Consider the following 13,102-nt stretch of genomic DNA (forward strand, 5'->3'; position numbering starts at 1 on the left):
GCGCCCGGATCTCGGGTCCGTGCTCGCCCAGAGTGTCCAGCGGCACGTTGTAGGCTCCGCGGATGTGCACCGCCTCGTGCTCTCCAGGGGTCCGTACGTCGAGGAGCCGGACGTCCGGCCGCTCGCGCAGCAGCGCCTCCAGCTCGTCGGGCCGGATCACCGGCGGAATGGTCGTGGTTGCTGCCATGGATCTCGTCTCCTGTCCAGGTCCTCTCACTCTCGGGCTCGCCGGGAGGGCAGCCCCTGCATGCTGTACAACCATACAGTAATGTTATCCGCCTGTCAACTTATATGCTCATATGGGCGATTGGTTGAACAAATCACGCCGTGGGTGTATGCTTCTGGATCCCATACCCGGCCCCATGGCGCCGGGGAAACGAATCAGGAGGAGCTCGATGGAACGACACGACCGACAGCCGCCGGCCGCGCTACCGCGCCGGGGCTTCCTCTCCCGTTTGAGCATGGCCGCGGCGGGATTGCTGACCGGGGGCGTCGCGACTGGCGCCGGGACGGCGGCCGCGCAGCACGCATCCGCCCGCCCGAGCCGCACGCTCCCGCCGGAACCCTGGCTGGAGCGGCTGGACGGCCAGCACGGCCAGATCTTCGACGCGCCGTCCCTCGGCGGGGGGAAGGCACTGCAGCAGGCCCGCAATTACCTCGACGCGTACCGCGACGCCTACGGCCTCGAGAGCGACGCGATCGACGCGGTGATCGGCGCGCACGGCAGCGCGGTGCCCCTCGTCTTCCACGACACGGTCTGGGAGAAGTTCGGCCTGGGGGAGAGGTTCGACGTCCGGGACCCCCGCACGGGCGCCCCCGCGCACCGCAACGTCTTCGCGCGCGGGGAGGAGATTGGTGTCGTGCCGCCGGACGCCTCGGTCACGGCGCTGCAGGAACGCGGGGTGATCTTCCTGCTCTGCAACAACAGTCTGAAGCGGCTCACCACGACGCTGTCGCAGGCGGGCTTCGGTGAGCAGGAGGCCGTCCGGGCGGAGCTGCTGGAGGGGTTGCTGCCGGGCGTCGAGGTGGTGCCGGCGATGGTGGTGGCGCTGAACGTCGCGCAGGAGAAGGGGCTCTCGTACGTCTACTCCGGCTGAGCCCGAGCGGGACAGTTTGGACCGAGCTGGACCGGCAACGGGGGGCGGGGCTGGGCGGCCCCGCCCCCCGTCACTCCTGAGGCGCCGGACTCGCTACCGGGCCGCCGTGGTGCTCGCCGCCTGGAGTTTCGCCCGGAGCGGGTTCTCCGGGTAGCGAGGGTAGTACACGGCGTCCACCGGTGCGCCGCCGGGGTAGTCCTCGGCCTTGCCCTCGTAGACCGGCCGCTCCTGCGCGTTTATGTAAGCAGCGATGTGCTGCGCCTCTTCGTCGCTCAGGATACCCGGCTGCGTGAGCGGCATGGCGTAACGGATGTATCCAGCAAGGGTGTAGACGCGCGCGGCACCCGCACCGTCATTCCACGAACGGGGACCCCAGAGCGGGCCGGGCTTCACACTCTGGAGGTCCACCCCCTCGCCGTCCATGCCATGGCACGCGGTGCATTGCTGGGTATACAACTCCCGTCCTCTTACTGGGTCGAGCTGGTCGACCGCGATCAGATTCTCCTCCGCAATCACGTTCTGCCCTCGCCACTCCGGCGACTCCCCCACCGGTTGACCTTCCGAAAGCCAGGAGATATAGGCTGAGACAGCGAGGAGCTCGGGGCTGTCGTACGGCGGTGCCTCCCCGTTCATGCTGCGCAGGAAGCAGCCGCGGATGCGATCCTCGAGGCTGAAGAGCCGGCCTTCCCGCCGGCGCGGCTCCGGGAAGGTGGCGGCGATGCCCGTGTACGGCAGGGCGCGGAATCGCTGCCCCGCGTTGAGATGACAGTTGCCGCAGGAGAGGTCGTTGCCCACGAACCGAGATGCGTGCTCCGGCGTGTTCTCGACGATCTGGAAGCCGAGGCGGATCTGCGCTGCCAGCAGGGAGTCTTCCGGGAGCGAATCGCGGGCGGGATCCTTCACCAGGGCGTTCACCTGATCGAATCCAGCCTCGGCGGGCACCAGCGGGACCTCGCTCGACGCCGGTGCCGCGGCGGGGTCGCCGACCGGTGCCTCGGGATCGCCACCTTGATCGTCGCCGCCGCCGCACCCCACCGCGAAGAGCGAGGTGCTCAGGACGGCGATCCTGAGACTCTGGGGAAGTCGCATCGGTGACATCGATATCCCTCCTTGCGGGGCAGGCGAAAACGGGTGAACCGCCTCTACCTCGTGTTGCACCAAGTGGGCCGTCTCCGTCCTGGAGGTGGCCGCGCAGGAGGGGCGGCGGCCCAATCGCACATCGTGACGTCCGCCCGTCCGCAAGGTGGGGTATGTGGGGTATGAGTTGAACCTCAAACCGCGCGAATCAGGTTCCGATCCTTCGTGACGCCACACGCGAAAACCCGCTGTTTTAGCGGTCTTTCACGAGATCGCCCGCCGTTTCCTCTCTATGGGGTTCAGGGGGTCGCCGGTTCAAATCCGGCCGTCCCGACTGGTTGGAGGGTGAGGCCCTGCAACGGTTTGCGTTGCGGGGCCTTACTGTTTTCCGGAACCTCCTGCTATGGTTTCTGCTATGGGCTCCCGCTGCTTTCGGGGCTCCGTGACGACCTGTAGGAGCATCGCCTCGTCCGCCTGCTGGTAGCACATCTCGAGGCTCCGCGTGTCCAGCCAACCTCCGGCCTCGGTCACGCCCTTCACCGGCAGGTGCTTCGTTTCGGTCGCCCACTTCCGGCGGTAGGCGTGGAATCCGAGCAGCTTCTTCCCCGGGTCCCGAGTCCGCCGATCCACGTCCCCGCAGTCATCCCTCGGGCAGTTCCGCTGGTCGTTTCCGAGAGCGGTTCCGCACTTCGGGCACGAGTACCCGTACCCGGCGGCTCGCTGAGCCCGCTCGTGGAGATCGCGCGCGTGCCAGCGCGTCCACGCTCTGGAGTGCTGCCCCGCCCCCGCCTCCGGCGCTGGAAACAGGGGCGTGTCGCCGATGGCGGGATCGCGATCGAGCAAGAAATCGTGGGTACCGATGAGCGAGGACGCGCGGCGCCGCCGCTCGGTCTCGGGGGGTTGTACGTGGTCCCCTGGGTGAGCGTCAGCTATAACTTCGATGGCGATGACGTGGTGATCGGCGGACAAGAGTTCACCCGCAGCCCGGTGACCATTTTCCCGACCGTGCACCTCGGCTGGCGATTCTGATCAGCTGAATTGGTTCCCGTTCGACCGACGGCCGGACGGGAGCTTTGGGTCGCATTCAGCGGACATCCTATCCATACACTCTCAATCCAACGCGAGCATGTTTCTCGGACACTACGGACTGGCGCTCGCTGCCAAGCGGATCGCACCTGAGACGTCATTGGGCACCACGATTCTGGCAGCGCAGTTCTCGGATCTGCTCTGGCCGATCCTGCTACTCCTGGACCTCGAGCAGGTCCGCATCGCGCCCGGCCTCATGGCGGCCAGCTCTCTCGATTTCGTGGACTACCCAATTTCGCACAGCCTTGGTACGGCAGGGGGGTTAGGCCTGGTCCTCGGGCTCGGTTACTTCGCGGTGCGACGCTCCGTCCGCGGCGCCACCCTGGTCGGCGGGCTCGTGGTCTCCCACTGGTTCCTGGACCTCCCGATGCATCGCCCGGATCTCCCGCTCTGGCCCGGATCTGAGATCGTCATGGGAGCTGGGCTCTGGAACTCTATCGCCGCGACGCTCGCGATCGAATTCGCGATTCTGGCCCTCGGACTCGTCCTATACGTGCGCGTCACTTCAGCGAATTACCACATCGGAAGATGGGCACTGTGGGCCTTCATCGGAGTGATCGTCGTGTTCTTTCTCAGCGGCACCTTTGGACCTCCGCCTCCCAGCGAACAGGCGCTTGCGGTCGGGGGCTTGGCTCTTTGGCTCTTCGTTCCGTGGGGTTATTGGATCGATCGACACAGGACCGTCCGATGGGCGGAATCGCGTTGACCCCGGAAGAGGTCTTTGCCGAAGGTGTCGACAGCTTGACCATGAAGGTCCGGAAAATTGCTCCTCAACTGAGGAGGTTTTTATGCCTAGGTTGAAAGAGCGAAGGCAGAGAGCCGGCGTTCGTCCGGTATTTCAGGGGGGCCCTTCGGAGCCGCTCGAGCCCACCTTCGGTGTCGTGCACCCCCTCACCTTGTCACCTTGTCACCTTGTCACCTTGTCACCTTGTCACCTTGTCACCTTGTCAAAGAAGGGATCGGTAGGCGGGGCCCTCACAACTCCACCTCCTGCTGTCCCTCGCGCAGCGGCGCGCTCCGACCCTCCCACTCTAGGACACCAGTGACGCCGGGCGGGAGCGTCACGGTGGCATGGAGGCCGCGCGCCCCGACACGGCGGAGACTCACCACCAGGTCGCCGGCGGGGTGGGCGACGGTGCCCTCGGCGCGGCGGAGCGGGCCGAGGGCGGGGGCGATACGCACCGTCCGGAAGCCGGGGGAGGCGGGGCGCACGCCGAGCACGGTGGCGAGGAGCTCGTAGTTCGGGTGCGCGCTCCAGGCGTGGCTGTCGGAGCGCGTGGGCTCCGGGTGCTCGGGGGTGGTGGTGAAGCCGAGCGCCAGCATCGTCTTCCAGGGCTCCAGGCGCTCCAGGTAGCGGTCGGCGAGCCCCACCTTCCGCATCGCCTCGTCGACGTAGAAGCGGAAGTAGAAGCTGGCGGGGACGAGCGTGCTGTCGCTCAGCACCCGCTCCATCACCCCGCGCTGCTGCTCCTGCGGCAGCAGGTCGCCGAGGACGGCGAACACGTTGGCGTGCTGGCTGAAGCTGTCCCCGCCCGGTGTGTCGGCCAGGAGCCCGCGCCGCGCGTCCCATGCCCGCGCGCGCATCGCGGCGGCGAGCGAGTCGGCCAGCGCGTCGTCACGCGCGCCGAGGACGGGCTCGCCGAGTGCCCGCTCCAGCTCGGCCATGCGCCGTAGCGTGTAGGCGTATTGCGCGGTGATCACCACCGAGTGGCCGTCCTCCGCGCCCGGCGGCACGCCGCGCGGGAAGCTCGGCGCGTCCACGTAGTTCCACCACGGCATCGGGCCGAGCAACCTCGTGTCGTCGACGTGGCGGCGGTACCAGTCGAGCACGCCGCGCGCGCCGGGCAGGAAGCGCCGCACGAACGCCGGGTCGTCCCGCAGCATCCAGTAGTCGTGCAGCATGTCCACCCAGACGAGCGAGTAGGGCGGGATGATCTGCCCCAGCTCCGATGGGTAGCGGCTGGCGGTGATTCCCTCCGGGATGCGGGAGTCGTCGAAGAGCTCGATCGCGTTGCGCACCAGGCGGTCGTCGCCCGCGACGTAGAGGGAGATCAGGCACTGCAGGCGCGTATCGCCCACGTACTGCAGCTGCTCGTAGTAGGGGGTGTCGAAGTACGTCTCCCAGGCGTCCAGCCGCGCTGTCCGCCAGTTCATCTCCCACATCTGCTCCAGCCAGGGGAGGTCGCTCGAGAAGCGGCCGCGCTCGCGGAACGGGTAGGCGGTGAAGATGCCGTGCAGGTCGTGGATGCGGAGCGGCTCCTCCGCCGTCCGCACCTCCAGCTGCAGGTAGCGGAAGGTGCGGAAGGTGAGCGCCCGGAAGCGCCGGTGCGCGCCCCCGTCCAGCGTCAGCTCGTGCCTCACCCCGCGGATCGTCCGGCCCTCCGCCTCGTCGCGGTGGCCCTTGCGGCCCGCGGAATCCACCGCCGCCTCCGCGAACGTCATCGTCACCACGGCGTCGCGCCCGCCGCTGGTCTCCAGCACGGGATAGGCGTTGGTGACGTACGTCTGGTCGAGCAGCAGCACCGCGCGCGTCCGCGCAGGGATCACCAGGTCGCCCGCGCCGCGCAGGAAGGCGTCGCTCGCCTCCACTCCCTCCGCGCGCCGCAGCCGGGGGATGCGCTGGGGCGTCTCCTCCATCTGCGGGATGTTGCGCGGCACGAGCTGCCAGCCGCCCACCTCGCCGTACGGGTGGCTGCCGCGCGGCAGCGCCCCTCTCTCAGTGCCCGCGCGAAAGGCGAACGGGCGCGCCGCGGGCCAGCCGGAGTCGTCGTACTCCGCGTCCTCCCAGCCCCACGGGTAGCGGCGCGCGTCCAGCGCCTCCCCCGGGGTGGCGGCGTAGTAACCGCTTACGTCCTGATCGGTGACGGGCACGGGGCGGTAGCCCTCGTCGCGCAGCACCTTCCACTCCGGCCCGGTGTTCACCACCGCCTCGCGCTCGCCCGCCCCCTGCACCAGGAAGGCGGTGCGGTAGCTGATCTGCGCCACCGGGCGGTAGGGGCCGTAGTTCCACACGACCGCAGCCAGCACGTTGCGACCCGCCCGAAGCCACGGCGCGAGGTCCACCGTGTCGTAGCGCCAGTGGCTGAGGTCGGCGCGCGGCGGGCCGGAGGAGACGGCGTCCCCGTTCACCAGCAGCCGGTAGCGGTTGTCCGCGGAGACGTGCACCACGAAATGCTCGGGCTTCTCAGCCAGCTCGAACGCGCGGCGGAAGTGGTAGACGCCGAACGAGTCCCCCGGCGCCTCCGGCGGCACCACCCACGTCGCGCTCCACGGCCGACGGAGGAGGGCGGTATCCGCCGCCGCGGACTCCTGCGCCCGCGCGGACCAGGGGACGAGGAGGAGCGCCGGGAGGAGGCATGACCGCAACCGCAGCACCGCGCAAACGCGCATCGACGGACCTCAGGTTGGGGGAAACGGATGACGACGGGCAAGCGACGGCCCCTGCAACCTCGGTTGCAGGACTGTCGCGCTTCCAGGATCAACAACGCGGCGCGATCGCCGCCCGAACCTCAGCGGAAGATCCGCTGCGCGAACTGGTACAGGTCCTGGCTCCAGACCTGAAAGTCGTGACCACCGCCCGGATGCACGTGCCAGAGGTGGGGCACCTCGTGCGCCTTGAGGTAGGCATGGGTGCGCTGGCTGATGGGGAAGAGACCGTCCGCATCGCCGCAGGAAATCCACAGTAGCTTCAACATCTCCCGCGCCTTCTGCGGGTCGGGCACGAGCTCCTCCGGCTGGCGAGTATTCGGCGCCGAGGAAAAGCCTCCGATCCAGGCGAAGCGGTCCAGGTTGCCCAACCCGAAGTTGAGGGCCTGCCCGCCCCCCATCGAAAGCCCGGCCAGAGCGCGACTCTCGCGGTCCGTTCGGACCGGGTACCGCTGCTCGATGAACGGAATCAGGTCCACGAGGAGATCCTGCTCGAACCGCGCAAATGCGGGCGCCGTGGCCATGACGTTCCCCTCAGCGCGATCGTTGGGCTGTGCCCTCCCATTCGGCATCACCACGATCATCGGGACGGCCCGGTCCTCCGCGATCAGGTTGTCGAGGATCGCCTGTGGATTGGCGCCCCGGTGCCACTCTTCCTCGTCCCCACCGATCCCGTGCAGCAGGTACAGGACAGGGTACCGCTGGTCGGTGGAATAATTCGGCGGCAGGTAGACCAGCGCGCGGCGGACGGTGCCCACCGTCGTCGAGGTATACTCGACCGTCTCGATCCGCCCCTGGGGGACCCCTTCACGAGGCTGGTTGAATCCTGCGGGAGCGGGAGGCGCGATCGGCCGGTCGTCCGGGCCGAGGACGATCGGCTCACGACCGACACCGCCGCGCTGCGCGACCGCGACTTGGGGCCCGCCCGCAACAAAGGCGAGCAGTAGACCCGCCATGAACCTGATGACCGCAGATCGATGCGACATCGTAAACCTCCGAGGGGGCAGAAATCGGGATCGCCGCCATCGGTCGATCGCCAAGGAAGGGCACAGCAACGCTGAAAGTGGCGGCGGACGGGCTCTCCCTGCAAGGAGGACGAACCGTCTCGGAAGGTTCCCGGCACGCTTCGCAAAGAATTCCCGACCGCACTCGAATGGCTGAGGGCGTAGGCTTCTCGGGACAGCGGATCCAGCGGTTGGTTCGCTCCAGGGGGCGATGGCCGGTCAAGGGCATTCTTCATGTGTTCATGAAGCCGGAGTAAGTTCTTCCGGAGCTCTCCCTGCACTCGAGTGTCAGCCGTGATACCGGGTCAGCCCCCGAAGCGCCGTCGAGTCCGGGCCTCGCGCGTAGTAGCCTCTTTGGGAAGACCGGCCCCGGCCCAGCGGCAGATCGCGGCCTATTCTTCCTGCATTCCGCGAGGCGTGAACCGGTACTCGACTACGTGCCGCTCCCCGTCGATTTCTTCTTCGTAGGCTCCAAGCACGTAGCCATCTCCCACCTCGAAAACAGTGAGCTCCGCGGGTATCTCGAGGAAGAACACATCCTCGCCGTCCTTCACGATGACGGACAGGTGTCCTGCGGAATGGCCGGGAGTCGGGACGAGCTGCACGTCACCGTCTCGAGTGATCCGGTGGCTGCCAGGGAACTGGCCTACCGCTTCATCGCCGAAATCAACCAATCGAGGGGCGAACCATTCTGGCCAGCGATGCGGGAGGTAGCCACGTGCCCGGCCGAGCAGCCCTCGGGCGACTCCATACTCCGCCCGCGCGAGCAGGATCTCACTATGGGGGAAGTGATACAACCCACCCGCGTGGTCGGTGTGCAGGTGGGTGAGCACCACCCAGCGCACGTCGGCCGCAGAAATCCCGATTTCTCTCAACCGCGGGCCGATCTCCTCTTCCGCCTCGACGTCCATCCGGACCCGAAGCGGTAATAGGGATGCCAAGCCGGGAAGTAACCCTTGTCGCCCGTCTCCTCGAGCCGGCGGAACAGTGCGAGGAGGCTCTGACTACCGATGGGTTCGTCGGAGACACCCGCTTTGACTCCCCGCATCATCTTCTGATCAGCCAGCCCAGCCTGTGCGAGCGCTCGGTATGTTCGTACTCACGCCCATACAGGTTGCAACTCGGCGGAAGCATCTGTTTGCTTGACTTCGCCGCCTTGCTGCCGCTCTGTGTGCAAAGGTAGGTCCGGCCACCGTCCCCCTCCTCTACGCCCGCTTCGCTTCGAGGCTACCCGCGCCATCCTCTCCGCGAGGCCGCTCATGACCGTCCGCCCTGATCAGCTTCGTGACATCCGCATCGATAATCCGACGCGGTGCGACATCACTATCCTGCGCGGGACGCTACAGAAGCTCCACGTCTTTGTGGACGAGAAGGAAAGGCGGCGGGCCGAGATCGGCAACGACGCGTAGCGCATTGCAGGCGATCCAGGAGCGGGCGCGAATCAAGGCGGACGGCCTGTCGAAGGACGGTGCGGAGCCAATGCATAAATGCAGCAGTGCCTTTGAATGGGGGGCTCATGAGTAGGGCAATGCCCGCATTGCTGGATACCGTTTTCCAGCAGGTCGAAAGCCAGGTCCAGTTCGGAGACGCCAAGGCTTCCTTGCTGGTAGCTGGAGACGCAGTGCTAATCGCGGTTGGTGGCGGGGTAATTGAACTCGTTGCGGATTGCGTCGATCATGAGTTCAACATCAGCTGTATGGCTCATTCACCGAGCCTTGCCTTCGCGAGTGCAGCGATGGTCATTCTGCTCTTCGGGCTGGTGCTGGCCCTGCTTGCGGCCCGCCCAGCCAGGATTCACTCCAACCCTCCAGAAGACCTTTTTCTACTGAGCCACATTGCACGAATGGACAGAGATGCATTCACGAGGACGTTTGCCGACGCCGCCACCGAGGACGTTGTTCAGCAAGCGTTGAGCACGATCCATGGGAAAGCGACATATGCGAGCCGCAAGTTTCTTCTGCTGCGGCGATCGATCGATGCGACTTTGGCAGCCATCGGATTAATGGCAGCTGGCGTCGTTGCTTCCTTTTTGTAAGGGCCCGCAACACGGAACGGAACGCCGCTTTTGTGACTCGGGACGGCCCTTAGCTCCGATTTCCACACCCTCCCGTCCGCCATCGCCGAAGTTTGCTCGACCGGCCGTGGAACGAGTCCACCAACGATCCTGAACCGGTTCGGCGCCCCTCCGCGATGCGTGTGCCATGCGGCCCGCCACGGGACTTACGGCCAATCATCTCACCAGCTCAGACGGCACGATCGGTTCGCCCTCCCAGTACCAGGTGTCGCCCTCCTTCCAGAGGACGCGCGACCGGCTGCCGGGCACGTGCGGCGCCGGATTGTCCGGAATCCAGCGTGCAAGATCCCGGATCACTTCCGCGTATTCCGGCTTTCCGGCCAGATTCGTGATCTCGTCCCGGTCGCGGTAGAGGTCGTACAGCTCCTGCGAACCATCCGCGTAGCGAATGTAGTGGTAGCGCTCCGTCCGGACGGCGGTGTTGCCCGGGTTGCTGTCGGTCATTGCCGGATGGTCCCGCGGGGCGGTCGGATCCTTCAGCTGTGGTACCATCGAAATCCCATCCAGCCCGCTCTTCGGAGGAAGGCCGGCGAGCTCCACCAGCGTCGGGTAGAGGTCCATCAGATCAGTCACTCGGGTCGACCTCGCCCCGCGCGTGATGCCCGGGCCAGCGTAGATGAGGGGGATATGGGTCGAGCGCTCCCAGAGCGTGTTCTTGCCCGTCAGGTCCTTCTCGCCGAAGTGGTACCCGTGGTCCGAGAAGACCACCACGATCGTATTGTCTGCCAGCCCGTTCCGCTCGAGCGCGTCGAGCACCCGACCGACCTGCGCGTCCATGAAAGAGATGGCGGCCAGGTAGGCCCGCACCTTCTTTTCCCACTCACGGTTCTCGAGCAACCAGGAGAGCCGCGGCTCGGGCAGACGCCAGTTCAGGTACCACGCAAATTCCGGCACATCCTCCCGATCCCCGGGCGGAGCCGTCGGCAGAACGGGATTCTCCGGGTAGAGGTCGAACCACTTCTGTTCGGCGTAGTAGGGAACGTGGGTCGCGACGAACCCGAGGGCGAGGAAGAAGGGCTGCGTATTTCCCGCGGCATGGATGCTGTCCAGCTTCTGCACACCCCAACGGGCGACGTGATAGTCGATGTGCAGCGTGTCCGTCCCCGGCGGCGAGACACCCCAGTCGACGGCCTTGAGATCCACCGGCTCGATGGGCTCCTTCACCAGCTTCTCCGGCGGGGACCAGCGCCGGGACAGGTTCGCCGTCTCCTGGAAATCGGCGTCTCCGTAGCCACCGTGGAAGATCTTCCCGGCCTGCATGGTCCAATAGCCGTGGGCCTGGAAATACTGCGGGAGCGTCACGACATCCTTCAGCGCCGGCACGGTGCGGAAGCCGGGCGCCAGCCCATAGACCCCGGTCGTCGTCTCCCGGAGTCCGGTCAGGAAGGCGGTGCGCGACGGGTTGCAGAGGGGGGCCGGGGTCTCGGCGTTCAGGAAGAGCGTGCCCCGCGCGGCCAGGCGGTCGAGGTTCGGGGTCTTCACCTGCGGATGAGTGCCCATCGCGCCCATCCAGTCGTTCCAGTCGTCGACGGCGACGAAGAGGACATTTGGGCGACTAGCGTCCGCGTCCTGAGCGTGCACCATCCCCGCCGGGAGGAGGAGAGCCAGGAGGACAAGCGCCGACAGCCGCATCAGCCACGGGACCGGGTGTTCAACATCGGACATGTTGTCTCCGTCGTTTGATCGGAAGAGCGAGACGCCGTGCGCAGCCCCAGCCGCGTCCCACTGAATGCATGGAGGCCAGGCTTCTACCACCCCGGATTCTGCTCGAGCGCACCATTGGTCGCCGCGATCTCCTGTGAGGGGATCGGCAGCAGGATTTCCGTTGGCTCGATCAGGAAGAAGCCTTTGAGCTCGGGGTTCTTCGCCCAGGTCTCCTTCGCCCAGGCCTGCATCACTTCGTAGGCGACGCCGAAGCGGACGAGGTCGAGCATGCGGTGACCCTCCCCGGCCAGCTCCACGGTGCGCTCGTTGAAGATCGCGCGGCCCACCGGGTCGGTTTCGAGGTAGGTGCCGGCCAGGAGCGGGTTTGCCGCGACATGCGCCAGGTCGATGGGCGCGAGGCCGGCACGCCTGCGCACCCGGTCAACGTACTCGATCGCCTTCGGCCCGTTGCCGAGCCGCCATTCGGCCTCGGCGAGCGAGAGCAGCGCGTCGGCGAAGCGAAACAGGATCACATTCCCGGCCTGTTGACCCTGCGCGTTTACGTACTCGGGCCAGACGAACTTCTTCAGCACCGCCTTCGCCGAGTCCACCGCCGGATCTGTCCACCAAAGGATGCTCGCCTCTTTGCGCGCGTCACCCGGTTCGTAGCGGTCGACCAGCTGCATCGATGCGAGCATGTCGCCGCTCACGCCGACGCTCGCGGGGACGATCTGCCCGCGGGAGTTGTACGGCAGCAGGTCGCCGACCAGGCCCATGTCCGGCTGACCCGCCACCCCGGCGCCGAACTGAAGCTCGAATATCGACTCCGCGTTGTTCACATTCCCGGGGTCGAAGACGTCCCGATAGTTGTCGAGCAGCCGGTACCCGTAAGGCGAAACATCACCCGTCCCCACCACAATGCCCAGCGCCGCGGCCGCCTTCTCGTAGTCCTGCGTCAGTAGGTACGTGCGGCCCAGCAGAAACTCCGCCGCACCCTTCGTGGCGCGCCCCGGCTGCGGCCAGCTCACCGGCAGCTTGGCCACCGCATCCTGTAGATCCGCGACGATCTGCGCGTAGACCTCCTCGACGGGCGCACGGCCGGAGGGCATTGCTTCTTCGGGCGACTTGACCTCCGCTAACACCAGCGGGACGGCACCGTAGAACTGCACCAGGTACCAGTACGAGAGCGCCCGGATGAACTTCGCCTGACCGATGATCTGGTCCTTCTGCGTCTGGTCCTCGAAGGTCACCCCGTCAACGCGGCTCAGGATGGTGTTCGTCTGGGCAATGGTGTGGTAGGCGCGGCTCCACTGGTCGGCGAAGTAGGCGTTCGACGGCGCCGCGTACCACTCCGCGATAGGCTTGCCCGAGGGGCTGGTCGATAGGCGTTGCGGATCCGTGATGCAGCAGTCGAAGCGCAGCTCCGTGATCGTCCGGTAGGCCGTGTTGGCGATCCCGGCCTGCGCACGGAGCCGGGAGTACGCACTGTTGATTGCCGATTCGAAGTGCTCCGGCTTCTCGTAGTAGGTCTCGGTAGTCGTGAACGACGCGGGCTCCGGCTGGAGGAACGACTCGCATCCCGTCCACAGCACTGGCAGGCAGGAAACTCCGGCGGCCGCCAACATCGATTTCCAGGATCGCATCATTGACCTCGTTGGATAGCGGCGAAGGGCGGCCGCCGGTCATCAGCGGCC

At 66.7% G+C, this 13,102-nt stretch carries 13 protein-coding genes; 5 read left to right on the forward strand and 8 right to left on the reverse strand.

Annotated elements, in window-relative coordinates; translation table 11 throughout:
• On the reverse strand, positions 1–187 hold a 187-nt coding region (locus VF167_02515), incomplete at its 3' end, for a rhodanese-like domain-containing protein (GenBank protein HEX6924270.1).
• A 208-nt stretch (positions 188–395) separates the two neighbouring features.
• On the opposite strand from VF167_02515, the gene VF167_02520 reads away from it, so the two are divergent.
• On the forward strand, positions 396–1,097 hold the full coding sequence (locus VF167_02520; protein HEX6924271.1) for a hypothetical protein: 702 nt from the start codon (positions 396–398) through the stop codon (positions 1,095–1,097).
• A gap of 93 nt (positions 1,098–1,190) precedes the next feature.
• On the opposite strand, the gene VF167_02525 is transcribed toward VF167_02520, so the two are convergent.
• Positions 1,191–2,195: a c-type cytochrome gene (locus tag VF167_02525; protein ID HEX6924272.1), complete on the reverse strand. Its 1,005-nt coding sequence runs from the start codon at positions 2,193–2,195 to the stop codon at positions 1,191–1,193.
• Between the two features lie 357 nt (positions 2,196–2,552).
• The gene (locus VF167_02530; GenBank protein ID HEX6924273.1) at positions 2,553–2,804 is read right to left on the reverse strand and encodes a hypothetical protein; all 252 of its coding nucleotides are present in this window, start codon (positions 2,802–2,804) and stop codon (positions 2,553–2,555) included.
• 141 nt (positions 2,805–2,945) lie between these two features.
• Here VF167_02530 and VF167_02535 point away from each other — a divergent pair, with 141 nt between their 5' ends.
• Positions 2,946–3,203, forward strand: a complete 258-nt coding sequence (locus tag VF167_02535) for a hypothetical protein (protein HEX6924274.1) — start codon at positions 2,946–2,948, stop codon at positions 3,201–3,203.
• Positions 3,204–3,300: 97 nt separating this feature from the next.
• Positions 3,301–3,966: a hypothetical protein gene (locus VF167_02540; GenBank protein HEX6924275.1), complete on the forward strand. Its 666-nt coding sequence runs from the start codon at positions 3,301–3,303 to the stop codon at positions 3,964–3,966.
• Positions 3,967–4,235: 269 nt separating this feature from the next.
• On the opposite strand, the gene VF167_02545 is transcribed toward VF167_02540, so the two are convergent.
• From VF167_02545 to VF167_02555, 3 genes are all read right to left on the reverse strand, one after another.
• Positions 4,236–6,650 (reverse strand): alpha-L-rhamnosidase C-terminal domain-containing protein, encoded by a 2,415-nt coding sequence (locus tag VF167_02545; GenBank protein HEX6924276.1) that lies wholly within the window; start codon positions 6,648–6,650, stop codon positions 4,236–4,238.
• Between the two features lie 119 nt (positions 6,651–6,769).
• A complete protein-coding gene (locus VF167_02550; protein HEX6924277.1) occupies positions 6,770–7,672 on the reverse strand; it encodes an alpha/beta hydrolase-fold protein in 903 nt (300 codons plus the stop codon).
• A gap of 410 nt (positions 7,673–8,082) precedes the next feature.
• Positions 8,083–8,601, reverse strand: a complete 519-nt coding sequence (locus VF167_02555) for an MBL fold metallo-hydrolase (GenBank protein HEX6924278.1) — start codon at positions 8,599–8,601, stop codon at positions 8,083–8,085.
• A gap of 348 nt (positions 8,602–8,949) precedes the next feature.
• On the opposite strand from VF167_02555, the gene VF167_02560 reads away from it, so the two are divergent.
• Positions 8,950–9,099: a hypothetical protein gene (locus VF167_02560; GenBank protein HEX6924279.1), complete on the forward strand. Its 150-nt coding sequence runs from the start codon at positions 8,950–8,952 to the stop codon at positions 9,097–9,099.
• Positions 9,100–9,218: 119 nt separating this feature from the next.
• Complete coding sequence (locus tag VF167_02565) at positions 9,219–9,725, forward strand: Pycsar system effector family protein (protein HEX6924280.1); 507 nt, start codon at positions 9,219–9,221, stop codon at positions 9,723–9,725.
• Positions 9,726–9,920: 195 nt separating this feature from the next.
• Here the strand turns inward: VF167_02565 and VF167_02570 are convergent, their stop codons facing one another.
• Together VF167_02570 and VF167_02575 are read right to left on the reverse strand one after the other, a co-directional pair.
• Positions 9,921–11,429, reverse strand: coding sequence for a sulfatase (locus VF167_02570; GenBank protein HEX6924281.1), 1,509 nt, complete (start codon positions 11,427–11,429; stop codon positions 9,921–9,923).
• A gap of 83 nt (positions 11,430–11,512) precedes the next feature.
• On the reverse strand, positions 11,513–13,054 hold the full coding sequence (locus VF167_02575; protein ID HEX6924282.1) for a RagB/SusD family nutrient uptake outer membrane protein: 1,542 nt from the start codon (positions 13,052–13,054) through the stop codon (positions 11,513–11,515).
• Positions 13,055–13,102: the final 48 nt, after the last annotated feature.

Source organism: Longimicrobiaceae bacterium (assembly GCA_036375715.1).
GTDB lineage: Bacteria > Gemmatimonadota > Gemmatimonadetes > Longimicrobiales > Longimicrobiaceae > DASVBS01.